The sequence below is a fragment of the Streptomyces sp. NBC_01433 genome (assembly GCF_026340105.1).
Classification (GTDB): domain Bacteria; phylum Actinomycetota; class Actinomycetes; order Streptomycetales; family Streptomycetaceae; genus Streptomyces.
On record NZ_JAPEPM010000001.1, the window covers coordinates 610,506 to 634,986 of the forward strand.

At 71.2% G+C, this 24,481-nt stretch carries 23 protein-coding genes; 14 read left to right on the forward strand and 9 right to left on the reverse strand.

The window, feature by feature from the left end:
- Positions 1-118: 118 nt before the first annotated feature.
- From scy to OG413_RS02600, 6 genes are all read left to right on the forward strand, one after another.
- The gene (gene scy / locus OG413_RS02575) at positions 119-3,982 is read left to right on the forward strand and encodes a polarized growth protein Scy (protein ID WP_266802784.1); all 3,864 of its coding nucleotides are present in this window, start codon (positions 119-121) and stop codon (positions 3,980-3,982) included.
- 220 nt (positions 3,983-4,202) lie between these two features.
- On the forward strand, positions 4,203-5,141 hold the full coding sequence (locus OG413_RS02580; RefSeq protein ID WP_266802785.1) for a cellulose-binding protein: 939 nt from the start codon (positions 4,203-4,205) through the stop codon (positions 5,139-5,141).
- 86 nt (positions 5,142-5,227) lie between these two features.
- Complete coding sequence (locus OG413_RS02585) at positions 5,228-6,232, forward strand: ATP-binding cassette domain-containing protein (RefSeq protein ID WP_266802786.1); 1,005 nt, start codon at positions 5,228-5,230, stop codon at positions 6,230-6,232.
- Positions 6,233-6,237: 5 nt separating this feature from the next.
- A complete protein-coding gene (locus OG413_RS02590) occupies positions 6,238-7,017 on the forward strand; it encodes an ABC transporter permease subunit (RefSeq protein ID WP_266802787.1) in 780 nt (259 codons plus the stop codon).
- 141 nt (positions 7,018-7,158) lie between these two features.
- Complete coding sequence (locus OG413_RS02595; RefSeq protein ID WP_266802788.1) at positions 7,159-8,382, forward strand: ABC transporter ATP-binding protein; 1,224 nt, start codon at positions 7,159-7,161, stop codon at positions 8,380-8,382.
- A complete protein-coding gene (locus tag OG413_RS02600; RefSeq protein WP_266802789.1) occupies positions 8,379-9,245 on the forward strand; it encodes an ABC transporter permease in 867 nt (288 codons plus the stop codon). Before OG413_RS02595 ends, OG413_RS02600 begins: the two co-directional genes overlap by 4 nt.
- Before the next feature lie 3 nt (positions 9,246-9,248).
- Here the strand turns inward: OG413_RS02600 and OG413_RS02605 are convergent, their stop codons facing one another.
- The gene (locus OG413_RS02605) at positions 9,249-9,578 is read right to left on the reverse strand and encodes an ATP/GTP-binding protein (protein ID WP_266802790.1); all 330 of its coding nucleotides are present in this window, start codon (positions 9,576-9,578) and stop codon (positions 9,249-9,251) included.
- A 210-nt stretch (positions 9,579-9,788) separates the two neighbouring features.
- Here OG413_RS02605 and OG413_RS02610 point away from each other — a divergent pair, with 210 nt between their 5' ends.
- Positions 9,789-10,829 carry an LLM class flavin-dependent oxidoreductase gene (locus OG413_RS02610; RefSeq protein ID WP_266802791.1) on the forward strand — a complete coding sequence of 347 codons (1,041 nt, stop codon included), beginning with the start codon at positions 9,789-9,791 and terminating at the stop codon, positions 10,827-10,829.
- 189 nt (positions 10,830-11,018) lie between these two features.
- Here the strand turns inward: OG413_RS02610 and OG413_RS02615 are convergent, their stop codons facing one another.
- Positions 11,019-11,411, reverse strand: a complete 393-nt coding sequence (locus OG413_RS02615; protein ID WP_014048365.1) for an SCO5389 family protein — start codon at positions 11,409-11,411, stop codon at positions 11,019-11,021.
- A gap of 261 nt (positions 11,412-11,672) precedes the next feature.
- Here OG413_RS02615 and nucS point away from each other — a divergent pair, with 261 nt between their 5' ends.
- Positions 11,673-12,344 carry an endonuclease NucS gene (nucS, locus tag OG413_RS02620; protein WP_073727256.1) on the forward strand — a complete coding sequence of 224 codons (672 nt, stop codon included), beginning with the start codon at positions 11,673-11,675 and terminating at the stop codon, positions 12,342-12,344.
- Between the two features lie 87 nt (positions 12,345-12,431).
- Here the strand turns inward: nucS and OG413_RS02625 are convergent, their stop codons facing one another.
- From OG413_RS02625 to OG413_RS02640, 4 genes are all read right to left on the reverse strand, one after another.
- Positions 12,432-14,951, reverse strand: a complete 2,520-nt coding sequence (locus OG413_RS02625) for an ATP-binding protein (protein ID WP_266802792.1) — start codon at positions 14,949-14,951, stop codon at positions 12,432-12,434.
- Positions 14,952-15,165: 214 nt separating this feature from the next.
- Positions 15,166-15,489 (reverse strand): STAS domain-containing protein, encoded by a 324-nt coding sequence (locus OG413_RS02630; protein WP_030117666.1) that lies wholly within the window; start codon positions 15,487-15,489, stop codon positions 15,166-15,168.
- A gap of 225 nt (positions 15,490-15,714) precedes the next feature.
- Positions 15,715-16,563, reverse strand: a complete 849-nt coding sequence (locus OG413_RS02635; RefSeq protein WP_266802793.1) for a 3-hydroxyacyl-CoA dehydrogenase family protein — start codon at positions 16,561-16,563, stop codon at positions 15,715-15,717.
- 151 nt (positions 16,564-16,714) lie between these two features.
- Positions 16,715-17,356 (reverse strand): TetR/AcrR family transcriptional regulator, encoded by a 642-nt coding sequence (locus OG413_RS02640; RefSeq protein ID WP_266802794.1) that lies wholly within the window; start codon positions 17,354-17,356, stop codon positions 16,715-16,717.
- A 112-nt stretch (positions 17,357-17,468) separates the two neighbouring features.
- Here OG413_RS02640 and OG413_RS02645 point away from each other — a divergent pair, with 112 nt between their 5' ends.
- From OG413_RS02645 to OG413_RS02655, 3 genes are read left to right on the forward strand one after another with little or no spacing between them, the layout of a single operon-like run.
- The gene (locus tag OG413_RS02645; protein WP_266802795.1) at positions 17,469-18,251 is read left to right on the forward strand and encodes an ABC transporter ATP-binding protein; all 783 of its coding nucleotides are present in this window, start codon (positions 17,469-17,471) and stop codon (positions 18,249-18,251) included.
- 9 nt (positions 18,252-18,260) lie between these two features.
- Complete coding sequence (locus OG413_RS02650) at positions 18,261-19,010, forward strand: ABC transporter permease (RefSeq protein WP_266802796.1); 750 nt, start codon at positions 18,261-18,263, stop codon at positions 19,008-19,010.
- Between the two features lie 22 nt (positions 19,011-19,032).
- The gene (locus OG413_RS02655; RefSeq protein ID WP_266802797.1) at positions 19,033-19,605 is read left to right on the forward strand and encodes a cob(I)yrinic acid a,c-diamide adenosyltransferase; all 573 of its coding nucleotides are present in this window, start codon (positions 19,033-19,035) and stop codon (positions 19,603-19,605) included.
- Here the strand turns inward: OG413_RS02655 and OG413_RS47080 are convergent.
- Positions 19,538-20,233, reverse strand: coding sequence for a helix-turn-helix domain-containing protein (locus tag OG413_RS47080; RefSeq protein WP_353962286.1), 696 nt, complete (start codon positions 20,231-20,233; stop codon positions 19,538-19,540). The two genes, OG413_RS02655 and OG413_RS47080, sit on opposite strands and share 68 nt — an antisense overlap.
- A gap of 45 nt (positions 20,234-20,278) precedes the next feature.
- A complete protein-coding gene (locus OG413_RS02660; protein ID WP_266802798.1) occupies positions 20,279-20,677 on the reverse strand; it encodes a MerR family transcriptional regulator in 399 nt (132 codons plus the stop codon).
- A gap of 175 nt (positions 20,678-20,852) precedes the next feature.
- Here OG413_RS02660 and OG413_RS02665 point away from each other — a divergent pair, with 175 nt between their 5' ends.
- Positions 20,853-21,791, forward strand: a complete 939-nt coding sequence (locus tag OG413_RS02665; protein WP_266802799.1) for a chlorophyllase — start codon at positions 20,853-20,855, stop codon at positions 21,789-21,791.
- A gap of 72 nt (positions 21,792-21,863) precedes the next feature.
- On the opposite strand, the gene OG413_RS02670 is transcribed toward OG413_RS02665, so the two are convergent.
- The gene (locus tag OG413_RS02670) at positions 21,864-22,430 is read right to left on the reverse strand and encodes a hypothetical protein (protein WP_266802800.1); all 567 of its coding nucleotides are present in this window, start codon (positions 22,428-22,430) and stop codon (positions 21,864-21,866) included.
- A 151-nt stretch (positions 22,431-22,581) separates the two neighbouring features.
- On the opposite strand from OG413_RS02670, the gene OG413_RS02675 reads away from it, so the two are divergent.
- Both OG413_RS02675 and OG413_RS02680 read left to right on the forward strand, forming a co-directional pair.
- Positions 22,582-23,778 (forward strand): sensor histidine kinase, encoded by a 1,197-nt coding sequence (locus OG413_RS02675; RefSeq protein ID WP_266802801.1) that lies wholly within the window; start codon positions 22,582-22,584, stop codon positions 23,776-23,778.
- Positions 23,775-24,437, forward strand: coding sequence for a response regulator transcription factor (locus tag OG413_RS02680; RefSeq protein ID WP_266802802.1), 663 nt, complete (start codon positions 23,775-23,777; stop codon positions 24,435-24,437). The genes OG413_RS02675 and OG413_RS02680 overlap by 4 nt, the downstream gene beginning before the upstream one ends.
- Positions 24,438-24,481: the final 44 nt, after the last annotated feature.

Below are 24,481 nucleotides of genomic sequence, written 5' to 3' on the forward strand. Positions count from 1 at the left end.
CGGGTCGGGGCCGCACCGCGTCCCCGTCGTTTGTCTGTCACCATTCCCCGGGGGGCCGTTCGCCGGCGAACGGTGCTCGTGTGGAGAGTTGCGACCAGGGGACGGATGGGACCGCGCAGTGCGGGGCTACGAACGCCAGGAGAGCCACCGAGCTGAAGACGATCATCTCTCGCGGTTCGAAGCCGAGATGGACCGGCTGAAGACCGACCGTGAGAAGGCCGTCCAGCACGCCGAGGACCTCGGTTACCAGGTCGAGGTCTTGCGCGCCAAGCTGCACGAGGCCCGGCGCAATCTCGCGACCCGTCCCGCCTACGACAGCGGGGACCTGGGCTACCAGGCCGACCAGCTGCTCCGTAACGCCCAGATCCAGGCCGACCAGCTGCGCATCGACGCCGAGCGCGAGCTCCGCGACGCCCGCGCGCAGACACAGCGGATTCTCCAGGAGCACGCCGAGCACCAGGCCAGGCTCCAGGCCGAGTTGCACAGCGAGGCCGTCCAGCGCAGGCAGCGGCTCGACCAGGAGCTGGCCGAACGCCGCCAGACCGTCGAGTCCCACGTCAACGAGAACGTCGCCTGGGCCGAGCAGTTGCGGGCCCGCACCGAGTCCCAGGCCCGCCGCCTCCTGGACGAGTCCCGCGCCGAGGCCGAGCAGTCCCTGGCCGCCGCGCGCAACGAGGCCAACCGGCTCGCCGAGGAGACCCGGCGGCGGCTCGGTTCCGAGACCGAGTCGGCCCGCTCCGAAGCCGAAGCGGTCCTGCTGCGTGCCCGCAAGGACGCCGAGCGCCTGCTGAACGCGGCGTCCGCTCAGGCGCAGGAGGCCAGCAGCCACGCCGAGCAGCTGCGGACCTCGACGACCGCCGAGACCGACCAGGCCAGGCAGCAGACCGCCGAGCTGAACCGGTCGGCCGATCAGCGCCTCCAGGAGGCCGAGACCCGGCTGCGCGAGGCGCGCCTGGAGGCGGAGAAGGTCGTCTCCGAGGCGAAGGAGACCGCCGTCAAGCGGCTGGCCGGCGCCGAGTCGCAGAACGAACAGCGCACCCGTACGGCCAAGTCCGAGATCGCCCGGCTGGTCGGCGAGGCCACGAAGAACACCGAGGCGCTCAAGGAAGAGGCCGAACAGGCCCTCGACGACGCCCGCGCCGAAGCCGAGCGGCTGGTCGCCGAGGCGTCCGAGAAGGCCCGCACCACGGCCGCCGAGGACACCGCGGCCCAGCTCGCCAAGGCGGCCCGTAGCGCCGAGGAAGTACTGACGAAGGCGTCCGAGGACGCCAGGTCCACCACCTCCGCGGCGAGCGAGGAGGCCGACCGGATCCGCCGCGAGGCGGAGGCCGAGGCGGACCGGCTGCGCGGCGAGGCCGCCGAGCAGGCCGACCAGCTCAAGGGCGCGGCCAAGGACGACACCAAGGAGTACCGGGCCAAGACGGTCGAGCTCCAGGAAGAGGCCCGCAGGCTGCGCGGCGAGGCCGAGCAGCTGCGCTCCGAGGCCGTCGCCGAGGGCGAGCGGATCCGCGGCGAGGCCCGCCGGGAGGCCGTCCAGCAGCTGGAGGAGGGTGCCCGCACCGCCGAGGAGCTGCTGACCAGGGCCAGGTCGGACGCCGACGAGCTGCGGACCTCCGCGAGCACCGAGAGCGAGCGGGTCCGCACCGAGGCGTCCGAGCGCGCCGCCACCCTGCGCAAGCAGGCCGAGGAGACCCTGGAGCGCTCCCGGACCGAGGCCGAGAAGCTCCGGGCCGAGGCCGAGGAGCAGGCGGAGTCCCTCACCGCCGCGGCCGAGCAGGCGGCGGCGGAGCTCCGCGCGGAGACCGAGCGCGCGGTCGCCGCCCGGCAGGCCGAGGCCGCCGACGAGCTGACCCGGCTGCACACCGAGGCCGAGACCCGCCTCGCGGGCGCCGAGGAGACGCTGGGCGAGGCCCGTACCGAAGCGGAACGCGTCCGCCGCGAGACGAACGAGGAGTCCGAGCGGCTGCGCACGGAGGCCGCCGAGCGGCTGCGCACGCTCCAGGAGCAGGCCGAGGCGGAGGCCGAGCGACTGCGCGACGAGGCCGCGGCCGATGCCTCGCAGTCCCGCGCGGAGGGCGAGAACGTCGCCGTACGGCTGCGCGGCGAGGCCGCCGCCGAGGCGGAGCGGCTCAAGTCCGAGGCGCAGGACAGCGCCGACCGGGTACGGGCCGAGGCCGCCGCCGCCGCCGAGCGGGTCGCCGCCGAGGCCGCCGAGGCGCTGTCCGCCGCCCAGGAGGAGGCCAACCGGCGCCGCCGGGAGGCCGAGGAGACCCTGGGCTCCGCGCGCACCGAGGCGGAGCAGGAGCGGGTCAGGGCCCGCGAGCAGAGCGAGGAGCTGCTGGCCTCCGCCCGCAAGCGCGTCGAGGAGGCCCAGACCGAGGCCCAGCGGCTCGTCGAGGAGGCGGACTCCCGGGCGACCGAGCTGGTCGCCGCGGCCGAGCAGACCGCCCAGCAGGTACGTGACTCCGTCGCCGGTCTCCAGGAGCAGGCAGAGGAGGAGATCGCCGGGCTGCGCTCCGCCGCCGAGCACTCCGCGGACCGGACCAGGACCGAGGCGCAGGAGGAGGCGGACCGGGTCCGCGCGGATGCCTACGCCGAGCGGGAGCGGGCCGCCGAGGACGCCAACCGCGTCCGCCAGGTGGCGGGCGAGGAGTCCGAGGCCGCGAAGGCGCTGGCCGAGCGTACGGTCTCCGACGCGATCGCCGAGTCGGAGCGGATGCGCGCCGACACCTCCGAGTACAGCCAGCGGGTCCGTACCGAAGCGTCCGACGCGCTCACCTCCGCGGAGCAGGACGCCTCGCGCGCCCGTGCGGAGGCCCGTCAGGACGCGAACCGGATCCGTTCCGAGGCGGCGGCGCAGTCCGACCTGCTCATCGGTGAGTCGACGGCCGAGAGCGAGCGGATCCGCACCGAAGCCGGCGAAGCGGCCAACCAGCTCGTCGGGGAGGCCACCACCGAGGCCGAACGGCGCCGCACGGACGCGGCCGAGAAGGCGGACCGGCTCGTCGCCGAGGCCACCGACGAGGCGGAACGGCTGCGCGCGGAGGCGGCGGAGACCGTCGGCTCGGCGCAGGAGCACGCGGCCCGGACCCGCGAGGAGTCCGAACGGGTGCGCGCCGAGGCGGAGTCGGCGGCCGAGCAGATGCGCGCCGACGCCCGCCAGGAGGCGGACCGGATGCTCGACGAGGCGCGCGAGGCCGCGGCGAAGCGGCGTGCCGACGCCGCCGAGCAGGCCGACCAGTTGGTCAACAAGGCCCAGGAGGAGGCGCTTCGCTCCGCCACCGAGGCCGAGGCGCAGGCCGACACGATGGTCGGCGCGGCCCGCAAGGAGGCCGTGCGCATCACGTCCGAGGCGACGGTCGAGGGCAACACCCTGGTGGAGCGGGCCCGTACGGACGCGGACGAGCTGCTGGTCGGCGCGCGGCGCGACGCCACCGCGAACCGGGAGCGGTCCGAGGAGCTGCGGACCCGGCTGGAGAGCGAGATCGAGGAGCTGCACGAGCGTGCCCGCCGGGAGACCTCCGAGCAGATGAAGACCGCCGGTGAGCGCGTCGACAATCTGATGAAGGCGGCGACCGAGCAGCGTGACGAGGCCGCGGCGAAGGCCAAGGAGCTGCTGGCCGACGCCAATTCGGAGGCGAGCAAGGTCCGCATCGCGGCGGTGAAGCGGGCCGAATCGCTCCTGAAGGAGGCCGAGTCCAAGAAGGCCGAGCTGGTACGCGAGGCCGAGAAACTGCGCGCCGACGCCGAGACCGAGTCGAAGCAGATGGTCGAGGAGGGACGGCGGGAGCTGGACGTACTGGTGCGCAGGCGCGCGGACATCAATACGGAGATTTCCCGTGTCCAGGACGTACTGGAGGCGTTGGAGTCGTTCGAGGCACCGGCCGGAGGCGGGAAGCCGGCCAACGGCGGCTCCCCGGGGGGCGCCAAGGCCACGGCGGCGGCGGGTACCCGGTCCGGTGGCAAGTCATCCGAGGGGTAGCCGGACCGGCGATGTCCCATGCCTCGTCAGGGGTGGCCGGACCGCGATGTCCCATGCCTCGTCATGGACATTCGACCCTCCGGGTAGCAAGTATTCAGGGGGTCAGCCACTCAAAAGGGGTGTCATTCTCCAGATCAAACCCGCATCCGCACGCTGACACGCCGCTTAGGCCCCTAGGATTCCCCCTATCACCTCACCGGTCTCATTCGACAGGAAACCCATGAGCGACCCTTCCTCCCCCTTCGGCTTCGAGCTCGTGCGACGTGGTTACGACCGCGGTCAGGTGGACGACCGCATTACCAAGCTCGTCGCCGACCGTGACAGTGCTCTGGCCCGAATCACCTCTCTGGAAAAGCGCATCGAGGAGCTCCACCTCGAAACGCAGAACGCCCAGGCCCAGGTCAACGACGCGGAGCCGTCGTACGCCGGTCTCGGTGCCCGTGTCGAGAAGATTCTCCGCCTCGCCGAGGAGGAGGCCAAGGACCTGCGTGAGGAGGCCCGTCGCGCCGCCGAGCAGCACCGTGAGCTGGCCGAGTCGGCCGCCCAGCAGGTGCGCAACGACGCGGAGTCGTTCGCCGCCGAGCGCAAGTCGAAGGCCGAGGACGAGGGCGTTCGCATCGTCGAGAAGGCCAAGGGCGAGGCGACCACGCTGCGCACCGAGGCGCAGAAGGACGCCCAGTCCAAGCGCGAGGAGGCGGACGCCCTCTTCGAGGAGACCCGCGCCAAGGCCGCTCAGGCCGCCGCGGACTTCGAGACGAACCTGGCCAAGCGCCGCGAGCAGTCGGAGCGCGACCTCGCGTCCCGTCAGGCCAAGGCCGAGAAGCGTCTCGCCGAGATCGAGCACCGCGCCGAGCAGCTCCGCCTGGAGGCCGAGAAGCTCCGTACGGACGCCGAGCGCCGGGCCCGCCAGACGGTGGAGACCGCGCAGCGCCAGGCCGAGGACATCGTGGCCGACGCGAACGCCAAGGCCGACCGGATCCGCAGCGAGTCCGAGCGCGAGCTGGCGGCGCTCACCAACCGCCGCGACTCGATCAACGCTCAGCTGACCAACGTCCGCGAGATGCTGGCGACGCTGACCGGTGCCGCGGTGGCCGCGGCCGGTTCGCCGGCGGACGACGAGCCGGTCACCCGTGGTGTCCCGGCTCAGCAGGGCCGCTGACCCTCGGGTACCTCAGCCGTACCGCTCGTGCGCCCGGTTCCGCCCCTGTGGTGGCGCCGGGCGCGCGGCCGTTCTAGCGTGAACGCATGATCGAGCTTGACGGACTCACCAAGCGATTCGGCGACAAGGTCGCCGTCGACCAGTTGTCCTGCGTGATCCGGCCCGGGATGGTGACGGGTTTTCTGGGCCCGAACGGGGCGGGCAAGTCCACGACGATGCGGATGATGCTCGATCTCGACAACCCCACCAGCGGCTCCGTGCGCATCGACGGCAAGCACTACCACGAGCTGGAAGAGCCGCTGAAGTACATCGGGGCGCTGCTCGACGCCAAGTCGATGCACGGCGGTCGCAGCGCGTACAACAATCTGCTGTGCCTCGCGCAGAGCAATCGCATCCCCGAGAGCCGGGTCGCGGAGGTTCTCGACACGGTCGGCCTGAGCGCGGTGGCGAAGAAGAAGTCCAAGGGTTTCTCCCTCGGTATGGGCCAGCGGCTCGGAATCGCGTCCGCGCTGCTCGGCGATCCCGAGATCCTGATGTTCGACGAACCCGTCAATGGTCTGGACCCCGAGGGCATTCACTGGATCCGCAATCTGATGAAGACGCTCGCCCACGAGGGCCGGACGATCTTCGTCTCTTCGCATCTGATGAGCGAAATGGCACTGACGGCCGACCATTTGATCGTGATCGGCCAGGGCAGGCTGCTCGCCGACACCTCGATGGCCGACTTCATCCACGAGAACTCGCGCAGTTACGTACGGCTGCGCTCCCCGCAGCAGGAACGGCTGCGCGATGTACTGCACGCGGAGGGCATCGTGGTGATCGAGTCGGGGAACGGCACCCTGGAGATCGACGGCGCCACCACCGAGGCACTGGGTGAGCTGGCCGCCCGGCACCAGCTGGTGCTGCACGAGCTGAGCGCCCAGCGGGCCTCACTGGAAGAAGCGTTCATGCAGATGACCGCGGGCTCCGTGGAGTACCACGCGCACTCGGAACGGGACGGGGCGCCACCACCGCCGGTGGGAGCGGGCTGGGGCGACCAGTGGAACCAACGGGGCGGCAGCGGCGCTTCCGGCGACGGCAAGGAGGCGTGACGACGATGGCATCGGTACCCGCGGTCCTGACCTCCGAATGGACCAAGATCCGCACGGTCTCCTCGACGACATGGACGCTCATCTCCGCGTTCGCCGTCACCGTCGCGATGGGCGCGGCGCTCTGCGCCCTGATGAACTCCCAGTTCAACGATCTCTCCAACGCGGAGCGCGCCACGTTCGACCCGACCTTCGTCAGCTTCTCCGGAATGATCCTCGGCCAGCTCGCGATGGTCGTCTTCGGCGTGCTGGTGGTCGGTACGGAGTACAGCTCCGGCATGATCCGCACCTCGCTGGCCGCCGTGCCGCAGCGAGCCACGTTCCTCTTCAGCAAGATCGCGGTGGCCGGGGTGCTGGCGCTGGTCGTCGGCCTCGCCACCAGCTTCATCTCGTTCTTCCTGGGCCAGGCCCTGCTGGGGGACCACCGTACGGACATCGGCGCGGACAACGTGCTGCGCGCGGTCTTCGGCGGCGGCATCTACATGGGCCTGATCGCGATCTTCTCGATGGGCGTGGCGGCGATGCTGCGCAGCTCCATGCTGTCGCTCGGCATCCTGATGCCGTTCTTCTTCCTCGTCTCGCAGATCCTGTCCGCGGTCCCGGGCGCCAAGAGCGTGGCCCGGTACTTCCCCGACCGGGCGGGATCCAAGATCATGCAGGTGGTCCCGGACGCGATGAACAGCGATCCGGCGCCGTACGGGCCCTGGGGCGGTCTCGGGATTCTTCTCGCCTGGGTGGCGGCGGCGGTGATCGGCGGATATGTGGTCCTGAGGAAGCGGGACGCGTAGGAAATCGCACCCCCGGCACCTGCCGCTCGGCACCAGAACTTGGCCGGAACCGTCAAGCGCTGGTTATCCTCCTAACTCTTACGGGGGCGTGCGGCCAGGCAGCCCGGGCCCCGACGACAGATAAGTCGATGGGGCTGGAGAATGATCGAGGCAGTCGGCCTGACCAAGCGCTACGGCGCGAAGACGGCCGTGTACAACCTTTCGTTCCAGGTGCGGCCGGGGGCCGTCACCGGGTTCCTCGGTCCCAACGGGTCGGGCAAGTCCACCACGATGCGGATGATGCTCGGCCTCGACCGGCCGACGTCGGGCCACGTGACGATCGGCGGCCATGCCTTCCGCAGTCTGCCGAACGCTCCGCGCCAGGTGGGCGCGCTGCTGGACGCCAAGGCGGTGCACGGCGGCCGCAGCGCCCGTAACCACCTGCTGTCGCTGGCGCAGCTGGGCGGTATCCCCTCCGCGCGGGTCGACGAGGTGCTCGGTGTCGTGGGGCTCCAGGACGTGGCCAGGCGGCGCTCCAGCGGCTTCTCACTCGGTATGGGGCAGCGGCTGGGCATCGCGGCGGCGCTCCTGGGCGACCCGCAGGTGCTGCTCTTCGACGAGCCGGTCAACGGACTCGACCCCGAGGGCATCCTCTGGGTCCGCAATCTGATGAAGATGCTGGCCTCCGAGGGGCGCACCGTCTTCGTCTCCAGCCATCTGATGAGCGAGATGGCCCTCACCGCCGACCATCTGATCGTGATCGGGCGGGGTCAGCTGCTCGCCGACATGGGTGTCACCGACTTCATCTCCGCGAACTCCGCCGACTTCGCCCGGGTGCGTGTCCCTCAGGACGTGCCCGAGCAGCGGGAGAAGCTGACCGCCTCGCTCACCGAGGCGGGCGGCCGGGTCATGCCGGAGCCGGACGGCGCCCTGCGCGTCACCGGGCTCCCGCTGCCCCGGATCAGTGATCTGGCGCACGCCTCGGACGTCCGGCTGTGGGAGCTCTCGCCGCACCAGGCTTCGCTGGAGGAGGCGTACATGCGGATGACGCAGGGCGCCGTGGACTACCGCTCGACGGCGGACGCGAAGGCCGGACTCCTGGAGCCGCCGCCGGGCGTCCACGGGCCCGTGGGACCCGGTTACGGGGACCGGCCCGGCCACGGGCAGCCGCAGGCCCCCGAGGCGCCGCAGCAGGGCTGGTACGCCCCGCCGCCGCCCGGACAGAACCCGTACGCGGCCGCCCCGGCCGCCCTCCAGCCGCCCGCCGCCCCGGCGGTCCCTGCGGCTCCCCCGGTGGCTCCTGCGGCGGCCCCGCCGGCCTCCGCGACTCCCGCAGCCCCCGCCGAAGCCCCGACCGAGCGCCCGACCAGCGAGGACCCCCGATGACGACGCCGGCCACCCCGCAGGCCCCGCAGGCCCCGCAGCAGCAGCCCCAGGGGGCCTGGCCCGCCCCGGACGGCCTGTACACCTCACCGATCCCGGTCCGGCTCCCCACGCTCGGGGACGCCATCGCCTCCGAGTGGACGAAGATCCGCTCCGTACGCTCCACCATGTGGACGCTCGGCGTGATGGTCGTGCTGATGTTCACCGTCGGGCTGCTGTCCGCGTTCGCCATCGCCGCGACCGACGCGAACCTGAGCGACGAGCCGGTGCTCAGCCTCGGCTTCTTCGGGGTGCTCCTCGGGTCGATCTGTGTGATCACCCTCGGTGTGCTGACGATCTCCTCCGAGTACGGCACCGGCATGATCCGTACGACGCTGACGGCCTGCCCGAGCCGGGCCCGGGTGCTGACCGCCAAGGCGGTCGTCTTCTTCCTGCTGTCCTTCGTCATCACCACGGTGACGGCCGCGATCGTCGCGGTGCTCCAGACGGCGATCCTGGACGGTGCGGACGCCACGGGCACCGACTGGCTGCGCGCCACCGCGGGCGTGGGGCTCTACGTCGCGCTGCTCGGCCTGCTCTCGCTGGGGCTCGGCGCGATCGTCCGGCACTCCGCGGGCGCCATCACCATCATGATCGCGGTGGTGCTGCTGCCGCTCGTGCTGGCGATGTTCATGTTCTACGAGAGCCTGGCCGACCTCCAGCGGGCCCTCTTCGAGTACTCGATCCCCAACCAGCTCGGTGCCCTCTACGGGGCCGCGATCAGCGACTCCGGGCCGTCCGGCTGGGAGCCGCTGTGGATCATGCTCGGGATGGCGGCCGTGGCCATGGCCGGTGCCTTCGTCTCGCTGGACCGGCGCGACGTCTGACGCTCAGTAGCGCGGCGCGTTCCTGGACCGCTGCACCCGTGTGGTGCGGCGGTCCCTCGCGTTCCAGCAGGCCTTGTGCCAGTGCCGGCGGTCGTCGATGCCGCCGAATTCGGGCCAGGCGACGAGGTGCGGGACGCCGGAGGGGATCTCCTGGTCGCAGCCGGGGCAGCGGTAGCGCTTGCCCTGCGCGCTCGCGCCGCTCACCGGGCGCACCGACCAGTCCTCGCCCTGCCAGTTCTCGCTGGACCCGCCCCCGCCGTACCGCTCCCCCGGCGTACTCGCACTGTCGGTGGAGCTCTCGCCGCCTCGGGGGCGGTTGCGGCGCGGGGACACGTGACACCTCACGGGCTGAACGGGCAGGGTCCGTCCAGCCTAGAGCCATCGGGCGGGGGCAGACGTCCCGTACGGCACGCGGCGACGTCCGGCGACGGGGTGAGTTAGCGGAAAATCGCAACAACTTCGGTGTGGACCGTGCCTTTGGCACGTGTCAGACGTTGTTGCCGACAGGGGAGAACCGCGTCGGCCGCAAGGAGGCAACAGGCGATGCGCGTGGGAACGTTCGTACTGGCAGCACAGTTTCCGGGGCAGGGGCAGGGGGAAGCGCTGCACCGGGCGGTCCGGTCCGCCGAGGTGGCGGAGGAGTCCGGACTCGATTCCGTCTGGCTGGCAGAACACCATTTCGTGCCGTACGGGGTCTGCCCGTCGGCCGTCACCCTGGCCGCGCTGCTGCTCGGCCGCACCCGCAGGATCCGCGTCGGTACGGCGGTGAGCGTGCTGCCCAACCACCATCCGGTGGCGCTCGGCGAGCAGGCGGCGCTGCTGCACCTGACCAGCGGTGGACGGTTCATCCTCGGGGTGGGCCGGGGCGGTCCGTGGGTGGACCTGGAGGTGTTCGGGGGCGGTCTCGACGCGTACGAGAACGGCTTCCCGGAATCGCTGGAGCTGCTTCTCGACTGGCTGCGCGCACCACGGGTGGCGGGGCGCGGCGAGCGGTTCGACTTCCGTGAGGTGGCGGTGGTGCCGCGCGCCGACGAGCTGCTGACCGACGGCCCCGGGGGCCCGCAGGGGCCCGAGGTGGTCGTCGCCTGCACCTCGCCGAACAGTGTGAAGCTGGCCGCGAGCAAGGCGTTGCCGATGCTGCTGGGCATGCACTGCGGCGACGAGGAGAAGGCCGGGATGGTCGCGCTGTGGCGCACGGCGGCCCGGAAGGCGGGTCATCCGCCGGAGGTCGTGGCGGGGGCCGGACATGTGTCCGCGGGGGTGGCCCAGATCGCGGACGATCCCGCCGATGCCACGGAGACGCTGGTGAAGGCCATGCCCGGCTGGCTGCGCCAGGGGCTCGACGCCCATGTGACGGTCGACAACAGGCACCGGGTGATGCGGGACCCCGTCGCGTACACGGAACTGCTGTGCGGGCTGCATCCGGTGGGCCCGGCCCGGCTGGCGGCGGACCGCCTCGCGGCGACGGCCGAACGGACCGGCATCTCGCGCTTCGCGCTTCTCGTGGAGGGGTCGGGCGACCTCGCGGCGACCGAGGAGAACGTGCGTCGGCTGGGTACCGAGGTGCTGCCGCTCCTGAAGTGACCTGCGCGCGCCGATGGTGTTGACGGTGCCGGTGGTCCAGGTGGTACCGACGGCACCTTCGGTGCTGGTGGTGCCTGTAGTCCTGGTGGTGCCTTGTCGTCCTGCTGGTGCTGTTGGTGCCGGTGGTACGGGAGCTGCCGCCCCGGAGCCAGTTGCACCTCCCGCGGCCCGGGACGGCAGCAGAAGCGTTCAGCAGTCCCGTAGTTCGGGCGACTGGTTGAGCAACTGACCCCTCACCGAGGTGAATTTGGCCAGTCGCTCGTCGACCGAGGCATCCAGCGGGAACACCGCGACACGGTGGCAGTTCTGGAATGCCAGACGCACCCCGAAGTGCCGCTGGAGCGCGCCGCGGATCGCATCACTCGCGAGCGCACGCAGCAGCTGACCACGTGCCTGCTCGTCCGGCGGCGGCGTCTGGTTGTCGGCGAACTGTCCGCCGTCGACCTTCAGCTGGGCCACCAGGGAGCTGATCATCTCCCATGCGTAGGGCAGGGAGGTCCGGACGCAGTCGACGAAGTCGGCTTCATCGACCTCGCCTCGCTCGGCCTGTTCCAACAGCGCCGGTGAGACGTCGAGCGACATGGGTTCTCCTCTCGCGACCCCGGCGGGCGGCCGGGGCCTTACGGGCATGGAAGGAGGACGGCGACGCAGCGTACACGGACGGCGACCTCCTGCTTCCACGTTAAGGGCGCAGTCCGGGCCGCACCAGGAGATTGGGAACACAACCGGCCACCTGACGAAGGGCGCAAAGAGGGGCAAGTTTGCGGGCCGCTGTCAAGAGTGCCGTCGGGTGCGGAGGCGGTGAATCGCGTAGAGCCCCGGTAGTCGAGTAGCGTGCCGACCATGCGTCTCGTCATCGCCCGTTGCTCCGTCGACTATGCGGGCCGGCTCACAGCCCACCTCCCCTCCGCCCCTCGTCTGATCCTGGTGAAGGCGGACGGCAGCGTGTCGATCCACGCCGACGACCGGGCGTACAAACCCCTCAACTGGATGTCCCCGCCGTGCACCCTGAAGGAGGGCGCCGACGACAGCGAGGGCGTCTGGACCGTGGTGAACAAAGCGGGCGAGAAACTGATCATCACGATGGAGGAGATCCTCCATGACTCGTCCCACGAGCTGGGCGTCGACCCGGGTCTCATCAAGGACGGCGTGGAGGCACACCTCCAGGAACTGCTCGCCGACCGGATCGAGATCCTCGGCGAGGGGCACACCCTGATCCGCCGTGAGTACCCCACCGCCATCGGCCCCGTGGACATCCTGTGCCGGGACGCGGACGGGGCGACGGTGGCCGTGGAGCTCAAGCGCCGCGGTGACATCGACGGCGTGGAACAGCTGACCAGGTACCTGGAGCTGCTGAACCGCGATCCCCATCTCGCACCGGTGCGGGGCGTCTTCGCCGCCCAGGAGATCAAGCCGCAGGCCCGCGTCCTGGCGACGGACCGCGGGATCGGCTGCGTGGTCCTGGACTACGACGCGATGCGCGGCATCGAGGACGACAAGCTGCGCCTGTTCTGACCCCGACCGTCATTCCCACGCCGGACCGGCCGTTCCCACGGCCCGTCCGGCGTCGGCGTTCCCGGAGCGTTGCCGGACCCGTACGGGCTACGACGGGGTGCCCTGGACCGAGTCCGGGGCACTGGTCGTGGCCGCCGGGCCGCTCGCCGACATGGAGGTGTCCGGTTCGGTCGGCGGGTCGGTCGGCTCGTCCGTGGGAGGCGTCGTCGGGGGTGTGGTGGGAGGTGTGGTCGGTGGCGTCGTGGGCGGCGTCGTCGGGGGCTTGGTCGGCCGGTCCGTCGGCTTCCCCGTCGAGGACGGGCCGGACGAGGACGGGCCGGTCGGCAGCCCGCTGGTCGGCTCGCCGGTGGACGGGGTCCCGCCCGGTCCGGAGGTCCCCGGTGACGGGGTGCCGCTACTGCTCGGGGTGGCTTGATCCGACGGGCCCGGGGACATGGAGCCGCTGCCCGCGGGCGCACCGCCGCCCGACGCGGAGCTGTCCGTCGGCTCGTCCGCGGGGGACCCGTCCTCGCGGCCCCCGTCGTCGGCCGACTGCTCGGTGGTGACCTTCTGGCCCTCCGGTGTATCGCCGCCGGACGTCGCGCCGAGCGTCACCACGGTGCCGAGCACGGCTACCAGCAGGACCCCCGCACCCACCGCGACCAGGTTGCGCCGTGCGCCGCCCAGGACCCTGCGACGCAGCGACGGGGCGGATCCGGTGCCGGGCGGGGGCACCGCGGCCTGCCGGGAGATCAGGGTCGCGGGCTCCTCGGTCCGCTGCGGGAACAGCGGCAGCACGGGAATTCCGCCGGGCGGTGTGGCCGCCTCCTCCCGACGTGCGGCGGCCTTCTCCTCGCCCGCCGCGGTCCTGGCCACCGGCGCGAGGCCGCCGGAGCGGTCCGCGACCAGTGCCAGCGCGCGGCGTCCGGCCACCGCACCGGACTTGTCGGCGAGCGCACCGCGCATGCTGATCGACGTCTCCAGTTCGGCCCTGGCCCGGTCCAGATTTCCGGTGCAGAGCGCGAGGACACCCAACTCGTGGTGGAAGTACGCCTCTTCGGCGACCTCACCGGCGATCCTGGCGGCCTCCTGGCCGATCCTGAGGACTCTCTCCCAGGCACCCCAGTGCATCCCCGCCGCGAAGGCGGGAGCGGCGCTGCGGGCCAGCAGGACGGCGGCGCTGGCCTGTCCGGCCTCGTCGCCCGGTACCAACCGGGCCATCGCGGCTATGACGGCGTCGGCCTCGGCGACGGCACGCTCGGGGGTGACGGAGGGGTGGCCCGCCCACCAGGCGTAGTGCTGGGCGGCGCTGCGGGCGTGGGTGGCGGCGTCCTCGCCGTAGCCGCCCGCCTCCAGCTGGGCGAGGACTCCGGCGGCCAGCCGGAAGCGGGGTCCTGCCGGGGAGAGCAGACCGCACCCGGCGAGTTCACCGAGCGCGGCGTCGGCGTGGGTGTCCCCCACGAGCGCCGGCAGATGCGCCTGGTGCGGCACCTCGCCGCCGAGCGCGACGGCGATGCGCAGGGTGTCCCGGGCCGCCCGGCTCAGCCCGGAGGCCAGCAGGGCGGCGGGCGCCGCGCCTTCGCCGAGGCTGGGCAGATCCGGCGAGGGGGCAGCCGCCGCGAGGGGCAGCGGAGACGCGTCGCCCGGTCGTGGCTCGGTGGAGCCGTACGTCTCGGGGCCGGTGCGGGCGTGGTCGCGCCGCCGCAGCAGGGCGCCCGCCTGGACGAAGCGAAGCGGCAGTCCCTCGGATTCGAACCAGAGGTCGCCCGCCCAGTTCGCCTCCTCGTCGGTGAGCGGCCGTTCGACGACCCGCTCCAGCAGTTCCAGGGAGGCGCCGCGGCCGAGCCCGGCGAGGAAGACCTCGTCGAGGTACGCGTCGTCCGTGGGCGCCGTCACATCGGGGGTGGTACCGACGAGGAAGGCGCACTCGGGGGTGGCGTCGAGCAGTTCCTCCAGCGCGGCACCGCCGAATTCCAGGTCGTCCACGACGACGACGGCGCCGATGCCGCGGAGCAGTCCGAGCAGTTCCGCACGGTCCGGGCGGTGCAGCGGGGCCAGGTGAACCGCGTCGAAGAGTCCGTACAGCAGGTCCGTGATGGTGCGCTTGTGGCCGCTGAGGCGTACGACACCGTCGGGCGCCAGGTCCGCGCAGTCGGCGGCGACGGCGCTCAGCAGGGCCGTACGGCCGGATCCGGCCGGGCCGGTGAGCCGCACGGAGCGGCCGCGGGCCAGCAGGCGTACCAGCCGCTCGCGTTCCTCCTGGCGCTCCAGGAGGGGCAGCTGCGGACCGGGCGGGCCCGGCGGGACGGGCGGGGCGGTGGCGCGCTCGCGGCCGGTGCGCTGGGCGGCGGTGCGCCGGACGGGCGCGGCGGGGTGTTCGCCGGGCGGGCAGGGTTCGACCTCGCTGCCGTCGACCGGGTTGACCGTGAGCAGCAGGTCGCCCGACACGAGCTGGACCATGCGGGCCTGCTGCGGTGTCCGCGCCGTGTGCTGTGGTGCGTGCTGCGGTACGTGCCGGCCAAAATCGGGGGTCATCGGCTCGGGTGACTGCCGTCGCTGTCCGGCGTCTTCCCCGTAGCGCTCGCGGTCATGCCCGTACTCTTCCGGTCCCCGGTGTGTCGGGTCCATCGCCAAGTCCCCCAGACGCGTCGCGCTCGGTTGCCCCTCCCGGCCTCACACGCCCCGCTGTCGCTGCTGGTCCGGTGTCCGCCCATGGGTTCCGTCAATCGGCAGACGGCCGAACCCTAGACCTTCGCACAGTATCCACGAACCGGCGGGGTGCCGCGTCGCCCAGGACGTCACCTTCCGTAGGCGATTGTGCGACTTCTGCCGTGGGGTACCTCTACACACGCGGCAGGGAGTCTGCGGCGATTCCACCCTCGATGGCCAGAATGCGGTGCAGCCTGGTGGCCACCAACAGCCGCTGCATCTGCGGCGGTACGCCGCGCAGCACCAGGCGTCGCCCGGCCCGGCCGGCCCGGCGGTGCGCGCCCATGATGACGCCGAGTCCGGTGGCGTCCCAGGAATCCAGCTCGGTCAGGTCCAGCACCAGATCGCCGACTCCGTCGTCGACGGCCGAATGCAGGACCGTACGGGCGTCCGCCGCGCTTCGGACGTCGAGGCGGCCCCCGACGACCAGCTCGGCGTGGTCGCCCCTGATATGCATATGCGCTCCCCGGGATTGCTCCGTAGCAAGGTCCGTCTGTCTGTCCTGTTCTCTGCCACAACTGACTGCCGCAACGACAGAGAAGTTGCCGTCTGTGAGCGAACCGATACCGAATTCACCCGCTGGGGTGACACCGGTCCGCTGAGATCCGACCGCGGCCGGGGGTGCCCCCCGTGCCCCCGGCCCCGGCTGACGGCGGATCAGGCGGCCGGGGGCGGAAAACGATCAGTACGTGTAGAAGCCCTGCCCGCTCTTGCGGCCGATGTCACCTGCATCGACCATCCGGCGCATCAGTTCCGGGGCGGCGAACTTCTCGTCCTGCGACTCGGTGTAGATGTTGCCGGTGGCGTGCAGCAGGATGTCGACGCCGGTCAGGTCGGCTGTGGCGAGCGGGCCCATGGCGTGCCCGAAGCCCAGCTTGCAGGCGGTGTCGATGTCCTCGGCGGAGGCGACGCCCGACTCGTACAGCTTGGCGGCCTCCACGACCAGCGCGGAGATCAGCCGGGTGGTGACGAAACCCGCGACGTCCCGGTTGACGACGATGCAGGTCTTGCCGACGGACTCGGCGAACTCCCGTGCGGTGGCGAGGGTTTCGTCGCTGGTCTTGTAGCCGCGTACCAGTTCGCAGAGCCGCATCATCGGGACCGGCGAGAAGAAGTGCACGCCGACGACGCGCTCCGGGCGCTCCGTCACGGCCGCGATCTTGGTGATCGGGATGGCGGAGGTGTTGGAGGCCAGCACGGTGTCCTCGCGGACGACCTTGTCGAGGGTCCGGAAGATCTCGTGCTTGACCTCCAGCTTCTCGAAGACGGCCTCCACGACGACATCCGCGTCGGCGACGGCGTCGAGGTCGGTGGTCGTGGTGATGCGGGCGAGCGCGGCTTCCGCGTCGGCCGCCGCCAGCTTGCCCTTGGAGACGAACTTGTCGTACGAGGCCGTGATGCCGTCGCGACCGCGGGCCAGCGCCGCGTCGGTCACATCGCGCAGCACGACGTCCCAGCCCGCCTGGGCGGAGACCTGCGCGATTCCGGATCCCATGAGTCCGGCCCCGATGACGGCGAGCTTCCTGGCCACGTTCGCACCCCTTGGTTTCTGTTCGCCGCGATGGGCTGATCCCAGCAGTTGTTCACATGCTCTTCGGCGGAGGTTAGTACCCGTGAGGGACCGTGGGGCGGCGAAGAGATGCGCGTCACGTCTCAAATGACGGACATCACACCGGCACACGTCATTCGGTGGCACGCCGTGCGTAGTTGAGGACCTTCTCGCCGAGCATCTCCTCGATCTCGTCCAGGACGGCCAGGGCGTCGCGGGAGACCTCGACCGCCTTGCGGCCCGCCGCCATCTCCTGGCTGATGTAGCCGACGAGCGCGCCCTCGATCCAGGTGATCTGGCCGCCGACGAGCAGCGGCGTCGGGTCGTCCGGCGCCGCGCCGGTCTCCTCGCGCAGGGCGCCGACGACGGCCTGGAGGATCTCCTGCTGGAGGTACCAGAGGCGGGCCTTGAGGGTGGGCGCCTCCTCGATGACCCGCATGAAGTCGGCGAAGCCGTCCATCAGCCCGTACTCCGGGGAGACGGCGACGACGGCGGCGCGCAGTTCGCGCAGGACGGCCTCGGCCGCGGACTCCCCCTTGTCGCGGGCGCGGATGAAACGGGCGACGCGCTGGCTGACGCCCTTCATCCGGTCGAGGAAGAGGTCCTCCTTGGCCGGGAAGTAGTTGTAGACGGTGTTCACGGAGACATCCGCCAGTTCCGCGACCTCGGCGACGGTCACCGTGACGAAGCCGTGCTTGAGGAACAGCCCGGTCGCCAGGTCCGAGATGTGCTGCCTGACCTGGCGCTTCTTGCGTTCCCTGAGTCCCTCAGCCATGGGCTCATCGTAGGGCGGATACGGGAACGGCACGGAATCCGGACACGTAACTGGAGTCAATGAAAGTTTGGAGTCATTGCAATCTTTCAGTGGATCTGTTTTTGTGGTCGCCATGCCCATCATCAGTACGGCCGGACTCGCCCAGACCTTCCAGACCCCGAGCGGCCCGGTGGAGGCCGTGCGCTCCATCGACCTGACCGTCCTCCCGGGTGAGATCGTCGGCCTCCTCGGCCCCAACGGCGCGGGCAAGACCACCACCCTGCGCATGCTCACCACCCTGCTCACCCCCACCGGCGGGTCCGCCACCGTCGCGGGCCACGACCTGTTCGACGACCCCGGCGGCGTACGCGAGAAGTGCGGATACGTCGCCCAGTCCGGCGGCATCGACCCCCAGCTGACCGTGCGGGAGGAACTCGTCACCCAGGGAAGGCTGTACCGGCTGGGCAAGGCGGAGGCGATCGCCCGCGCCGGGGAACTGGCCCGCGAACTCGGCCTGGACGAGCTGCTCGACCGCAGGGCGGTCACCCTCTCCGGCGGTCAGCGGCGGCGCCTCGACATCGCGATGGGCCTCACCCACCGCCCCGCCGTCCTCTTCCTCGACGAGCCCACCACCGGCCTCGACCCGGGCAGCCGCGCCGACCTGTGGGACCTGGTGCGGCGGCTGCGCGACGACCGCGGCACCACCGTCGTCCTGACCACCCACTACCTGGACGAGGCCGACGCCCTCGCGGACCGGCTCGTCGTGATCGACCGGGGGACGGTCGTGGCCAAGGGCACGCCGGACCAGCTGAAGGTCACCCACGCCGGCTCCGCCACCGCCTCCCTCCAGGAGGCGTTCCTCGCGATCACCGGGCGCACCGCCGCCCCCGCCGATGCCGCTCCCCTCACCGTTTAGGACCTCTCCGTGCTCTTACACGACACCGCGCTGATCTTCGGGCGGTACGCCCGGCAGACCCTGCGCTCCCGGTTCCAGATGCTGTTCGGCACCCTGATGCCGCTGCTCTATCTGCTCCTCTTCGGCCCCCTGCTCAGCGGCCTGCCGCTCGGCTCGTCCGGGGACTCCTGGCAGGTCCTCGTACCCGGACTGCTGCTCCAACTCAGCCTGTTCGGAGCCTCGTTCGCCGGGTTCTCGGTGATCATCGAGAAGTCGGCCGGGGTGGTGGAGCGGATGCGGGTGACGCCGGTGAACCGACTCGCCCTGCTGCTCGGGCGGGTCCTGCGTGACGCGCTGCTGTTCATGTTCCAGGCCGTCCTGCTGGTACTGGCCGCCCTGGTCATGGGGCTGCGGGCGCCGCCGGCGGGGATCCTGATCGGCTTCGCGTTCGTCGGCCTGCTGACCGTCGCGCTCGCCTCGCTCTCGTACGCACTGGCCCTGAAGGTCCGCACCCCGCAGGAGTTCGGGCCCGTCATCAACGCGCTCACCCTGCCGGCCATGCTGCTCTCCGGGCTGATGCTCCCGATCACGCTCGGCCCGGCCTGGCTGGACGTGCTCTCGCACTTCACGCCGTTCCGCTATCCGGTGGACGCGGTGCGGGACGCCTATGTGGGCTCGTACGCCACGGCACACATGCTGTACGGGGTCCTGGTATCCGTCGGCTTCGCCGCCCTGGCCGTGACGGTGGGCACACGTGTCTTCCGCAGGACCGGGGCGTGACACCAGCCCTTAGGCTGGCCGCATGGTCAATCTGACGCGTATCTACACCCGTACCGGCGACCAGGGCACCACCGCCCTCGGCGACATGAGCCGGACCGCCAAGACCGATCTGCGGATCTCGGCCTACGCGGACGCCAACGAGGCCAACGCCGTCATCGGTACGGCCGTCGCGCTCGGGCAGCTGTCCGAGGATGTCGTGAAGGTGCTCGTACGCGTCCAGAACGACCTCTTCGACGTGGGCGCCGACCTCTCGACCCCGGTCGTCGAGGACCCCAAGTACCCGCCGCTGCGCGTCGAGCAGTCCTACATCGACAAGCTGGAGGCGGACTGCGACAGCTTCCTGGAGGAGCTGGAGAAGCTGCGCAGCTTCATCCTTCCCGGTGGTACGCCGGGTGCGGCGCTGCTGCACCAGGCGTGCACGGTGGTGCGCCGCGCCGAGCGGTCCACCTGGGCGGCGCTGGAGGTGCACGGGGACGTGATGAACGCGCTGACGGCGACGTACCTCAACCGCCTCTCCGACCTCCTGTTCATCCTCGCGAGGACCGCGAACAAGGAGATCGGGGACGTGCTGTGGGTGCCGGGCGGGGAACGCTGACCCCACACCGGCACCCCGCGCGCCCGGAACGGGAGGCCCCGGGCCGTGTCCGGGACCTCGATGACACGGTCCGGCGCTTCGCCGCGCTGATCCTGCGGGGGTCAGGCTGCCTTGAGCGGGGTGCTGGCGGGAGTCGAACTCGCCTCGGCGCAGGAGTCGGCGGGCCGGGGTGCGCGCGGCGGGTTGGATGCCCGCGTGAGCGGGCCCGCATCGCGGTCCTCTCGTCCACGCTGAGGACTACCGAGCCCGGTGGGTGATGGAGGTGGAGAGCGCAGACCGCGGCGGCTTTCGTGTAGAAGCCGGGGTCCTCGGGGCGTACCGAGGTCACCGTGGCCAGAATGGCCAGATGCACTCCGGGACCGCAGCGGCGCGGGTGCCCCGGCCGGGGACGGTCCTCCAGAGCTGCGAGTCCTTCGGCGGTGAACCGCTTACGTCGGCGGCGCACGGTGTCCGGGTGCGGCCGGAGCGTGCGGGCGATGACGGCGTTCGCGGTGCCATGTGCGCAGGCCAGGGCGACATGCGCTCGCCGCACCCGCCGCAGCGGCGCTGTTCGCGAGCTCACCAGCTCTCGTGACAACGCGAGCTGGTCACTGTTCCGGAGCACCGCGAACGGGCTGGACCACGTCATCCCCCGCCTTCCCGAGCTTCTTGATCGCCACGGAGGAGAGCGTCGCTAGGCCTGCGCCGGAGCGGTCGATGCCGGGCCGGGCCGGCAGGGGGTACCGGTGTCCATGGATGCGGAGGCGCTGGCGATGACCGAGTCGAGCCTGTCCCGGGTGTGCGTCAGATCGGCGATGTGCTGGTCGATGTGACCGCGCTCCACAGCCAGGCGGCCGAGGAGTTCGGGTGTGGCCTTGCCGTCGATGACGCAGGGGGTGAGCTCGGCGATGGTCTTGCTCGACAGGCCGGCGGTGAACAGCTCCCGGACCAGGAGGATCCGGGCGACCGCGGTTTCCGGGTAGTGGCGCTGGCCGGTGTCGCTTCGCTCGGCGGTGAGCAGGTTCCGCTCCTCGTAGTACCGCAGGGCCCGGGTGCTGACGCCTGTGCGGCGGGCGAGTTCCCCAATGCGCATTCCGGGCTCCATGTGATCTACACCACAACAACTTGCCTTTGACGTCAACGTCAAGTTTTAGCGTAGCCGACATGACCCCGGGGTTTTCGATACGTCACGGATCAACGCCGCACGCATCCTCAACCTCAAGACCACCTGACCCGCCACCCACACCACATCGGAAAGAAGCACGCACATGACCGCCCACCGGACGACCGGCCTCACCGGCCCCGCTCCCACCCCGACCGTGACGGTCAAGCCGATCGTGCTGCCCGCCCCCCAGCGCGGCCAGGACCTGCACGTACGCGTTTCCGCACCGCTCACTGGCACACGTCTGCCGATCGTGCTCTTCGCACACGGATTCGGCTCCGACCTGGACGGCTACGCCCCGCTGGTCGACCACTGGGCCTCTCATGGCTTCGTGGTGATCCAAGCCACGCATCTCGACTCCAAGCGGGTCGCCATCGCCGCGGACGACTCCCGCAGGCCCCACCTGTGGCGCTACCGCGTGCAGGACATGAAGCGCATCCTGGATGAGCTCAAGCCGCTGGAGGCATCCGTGCCCGGCCTCTCCGGCCGGGTCGACCACAGCCGCATCGTCGCAGCGGGCCACTCCTTCGGAGGCCAGACCGCGGGCATTCTGGTAGGTCTGCGCGTCACCGACCCCCAGACCGGCACCGCCGACGACCTGTCCGACTCCCGGGTCATGGCCGGCATCCAGCTGGCCACGGCCGGCAAGGGCGGCGACGAACTGACCCCCTTCGCTCACGAGAACCTTCCCTGGCTCCGCGACCAGGATTTCTCCCACATCACCGCCCCCGGACTGGTGGTCGCCGGCGACAAGGACGATCTCCCGCTCACCACCCGAGGACCCGCCTGGACAAGCGACCCCTACACCCTCAGCCGCGGCGACAAGAGCCTGCTCACCGTCTTCGGCGGCGAGCACTTCCTCGGCGGCATCTCCGGCTACCGGGCAGCAGAGACCACCGACGAGGACCCCAGCCGCGTCGCCCTCGTCCAGCAGGTCACCCTCGCCTACCTACGCCACATCACCGGCGTCGACCACACCGACTGGCAGATGGCCCGGTCCGTCCTCGCAGACGCCCACGCGCTGGGGCGGCTGGACAACAAGTGACCCTCGGCGGTTGAAATACACGCCTTACGCAGTCCGCCCAGCGACCCCCCGCAGGATCAACGCGGGGCGGCACTAGTGGTCGATCCGCTCCCGGTCCCCCACGCCCTTCGGCTCCTGCTTCGGGAACGCCGTGTAGCTCACGGCGATGATCAGGTTGATGCCGATCACCCACAGCATCGTCTGCTGCCAGCCACGCAGCGTACTGATGTCGCCGGCGCCCCCCACGTACCAGATCGCCGCCTGGAGCAGGGCCAGCGCGGTCGCGGCGGCGATCGTCCAGCGCGCGGCGGTACGCCATTCGTGGACGGCTCGCGCCATGCCGTACTTCGGCGGCTTCACGGGCGGCGGACCACCGGCGAACCGATGGGCCACGCGCGCGTCGACCCACTTGATGGTGGAGTGGCCTAGGCCCACCGTGAAGCCGATGTAGACGGCGGCCAGTCCGTGCTTCCAGTCGGGTGCGGCGCCGTTCTTCAGGTCGATCGCCGTCACCACCAGCAGCACCACCTCCAGCAGCGGCTCGCACAGCAGGACGGCCGCGCCCAGCCTGGGCTTCTTCGCCAGGTACCGCAACGCGAGTCCCGCGGCGAGCAGCACCCAGAAGGCGACTTCGCAGAGCACGATCAGCATGACGATCACAGCACTTCTCCTTCCGGTCGCTTCCAGACTCCCGTCCGCGGGGCGCCGATTCGTCGTCGGCAGTGACGAATCATGACTGCATCCTTCGATGTAGCCACGCCTCACCCGTCGTAGGGACGTCGTGCGGGAACCCTGCGTGTTGGATGGAGGGGTGTTCTCCGTAACCCGCCCGCACCGCGACGACGTCATCATCGCGGCCGTCGGGCTCCTCGGCGGTGTGTTCCTGTGGCTGCTCGGTCTGCATACGCAGGCCGGCCGCCCCTTCGACGCCCCCTGGGTCACGCTGGTGCCGCTCTCGGTGCTGGCGGGGCTGGAGCTGCTGCGGCGCAGCGCACCGCAGACCGCGCTGATCATCGGCACGCTCGCGCTGGTCTCGGACCAGTTCACCCGGGGAAACCTGGCGAGCGTGCTGATGTTCACCGATCTCGTCTACGCGGCCGTGCTGTACGGGACCCCGGCCGCGGCCCGCCGCATCCCGGTGACGTCGTTCCTGATCACGGTCGGGGTCACCATCGGCTTCCTGGCCTGGTTCCGCAATGCCGAGGCGCTGCTGATCGGCATCGTCACCGGCCTGGTCTCGTTCGCACCCGCGATCACCGGGGTCAGCGTGCGCAACCACCGCGACGCGGCGGAGACGGCCCGGCTGCGGGCCGATCAGACGGCGCTGCTGGCCGAGATGGACCGTGCGCAGGCCGTGGTCGCCGAGCGTTCCCGGATGGCGCGCGAGCTGCACGACATGGTCGCCAACCATCTGTCCGCGATCGCCATCCACTCCACCGCGGCCCTCTCCATCGACGACCCGGAGACCTCGCGCGGCGCGCTCGGGGTGATCCGGGAGAACAGCGTCGCCGGGCTGGCCGAGATGCGCCGGCTGATCGGGCTGCTGCGCCAGGGCGGCGCGGACGCGGAGCCGAGCGCGGCACCGACGCTCAAAGGGCTGGACGCGCTCGTCGAGCAGGCCCGGACGAACGCCGCTTCCAGCGGGCTGACCTGCACACTTGAGGACATCCGCGAGGAGTCGGGCGCACTGCCCGCGCCGGTCGAGCTGGCCGCGTACCGCATCGTCCAGGAGTCCCTGACCAACGCGCTCAAGCACGCCGCGCCGGGCCCGGTCGTGGTGCGGCTCGAACTGACGGGAAGGGTGCTCGTCGTCGACGTCACCAGTGTGTTCGGGGACCGGCCGGGGCCGCGGGCGCCGGGGTCGGGGGCCGGTCTCGTGGGCATGCGGGAGCGGGTGACACTGCTCGGCGGGAGCATCACGGCGGAGGCCGAGCCCGGCGCCGACGGTACGAAGATCTGGCGGGTGCGGGCCGAACTGCCCGTCGAGGACGGAGTGGTGAGGGAATGACGATCCGGGTACTGGTCGCGGAGGACCAGTCCGCGGTGCGCGCGGGACTGGTGCTGATCCTGGGCAGCGCGGCGGACATCGAGGTCATCGGGGAGGCGGCGGACGGCGAGGCGGCCGTGCGGCTCGCCCGGGAACTGCGCCCCGACCTGGTCCTGATGGATGTGCAGATGCCACGCCTGGACGGGGTGTCGGCGACGAGGCAGGTGGTGGCCGAGCAGCTGGCCGATGTGCTCGTGCTGACGACGTTCGACCTGGACGAGTACGTCTTCGGGGCGCTGCGCGCGGGGGCTTCGGGCTTTCTGCTGAAGACCACCGACGCGCGCGATCTGCTCGAAGCGGTACGCACGGTGGCGCGCGGCGAGGGCCTGATCGCCCCGGCCGTGACCCGTCGGCTGATCGCCGAGTTCGCCGGGAACACTCCCGCGCGCACGGCCGATCCGGCGGCGCTGGACGCGCTCACCCGGCGGGAGCGCGAGGTGCTGGGCTGCCTGGGTGAAGGGATGTCGAACGCGGAGATCGCGGGGCGGCTCACGATGGCGGAGGCGACGGTGAAGACGCACGTCAGCAGGCTGTTGGGGAAGCTGGAGCTGCGCAGCCGGGCACAGGCGGCCGTGCTCGCCCAGGAGTTGGGGATCCGAGGCCCGTCCGGAACTCGATAACTGATCTTTGGTCCAGACCTCTTGACGATTGGTCCAGACCTTCC

Bases quoted from the DNA above. Each gene is read 5' to 3' on its own strand.
- OG413_RS02615 (WP_014048365.1), bottom strand. From the start codon at position 11,411: ATGTCGCTCGACGTCTCACCGGCGCTGTTGGAACAGGCCGAGCGAGGC.
- OG413_RS02680 (WP_266802802.1), top strand. From the start codon at position 23,775: ATGACGATCCGGGTACTGGTCGCGGAGGACCAGTCCGCGGTGCGCGCG.
- OG413_RS02665 (WP_266802799.1), top strand. From the start codon at position 20,853: ATGACCGCCCACCGGACGACCGGCCTCACCGGCCCCGCTCCCACCCCG.
- OG413_RS02585 (WP_266802786.1), top strand. From the start codon at position 5,228: ATGATCGAGCTTGACGGACTCACCAAGCGATTCGGCGACAAGGTCGCC.
- OG413_RS02655 (WP_266802797.1), top strand. From the start codon at position 19,033: ATGGTCAATCTGACGCGTATCTACACCCGTACCGGCGACCAGGGCACC.
- OG413_RS02590 (WP_266802787.1), top strand. From the start codon at position 6,238: ATGGCATCGGTACCCGCGGTCCTGACCTCCGAATGGACCAAGATCCGC.
- OG413_RS47080 (WP_353962286.1), bottom strand. From the start codon at position 20,233: ATGACGTGGTCCAGCCCGTTCGCGGTGCTCCGGAACAGTGACCAGCTC.
- OG413_RS02595 (WP_266802788.1), top strand. From the start codon at position 7,159: ATGATCGAGGCAGTCGGCCTGACCAAGCGCTACGGCGCGAAGACGGCC.
- nucS (WP_073727256.1), top strand. From the start codon at position 11,673: ATGCGTCTCGTCATCGCCCGTTGCTCCGTCGACTATGCGGGCCGGCTC.
- OG413_RS02610 (WP_266802791.1), top strand. From the start codon at position 9,789: ATGCGCGTGGGAACGTTCGTACTGGCAGCACAGTTTCCGGGGCAGGGG.
- OG413_RS02660 (WP_266802798.1), bottom strand. From the start codon at position 20,677: ATGCGCATTGGGGAACTCGCCCGCCGCACAGGCGTCAGCACCCGGGCC.
- OG413_RS02580 (WP_266802785.1), top strand. From the start codon at position 4,203: ATGAGCGACCCTTCCTCCCCCTTCGGCTTCGAGCTCGTGCGACGTGGT.
- OG413_RS02630 (WP_030117666.1), bottom strand. From the start codon at position 15,489: ATGCATATCAGGGGCGACCACGCCGAGCTGGTCGTCGGGGGCCGCCTC.
- OG413_RS02600 (WP_266802789.1), top strand. From the start codon at position 8,379: ATGACGACGCCGGCCACCCCGCAGGCCCCGCAGGCCCCGCAGCAGCAG.
- OG413_RS02640 (WP_266802794.1), bottom strand. From the start codon at position 17,356: ATGGCTGAGGGACTCAGGGAACGCAAGAAGCGCCAGGTCAGGCAGCAC.
- OG413_RS02625 (WP_266802792.1), bottom strand. From the start codon at position 14,951: ATGGACCCGACACACCGGGGACCGGAAGAGTACGGGCATGACCGCGAG.
- OG413_RS02645 (WP_266802795.1), top strand. From the start codon at position 17,469: ATGCCCATCATCAGTACGGCCGGACTCGCCCAGACCTTCCAGACCCCG.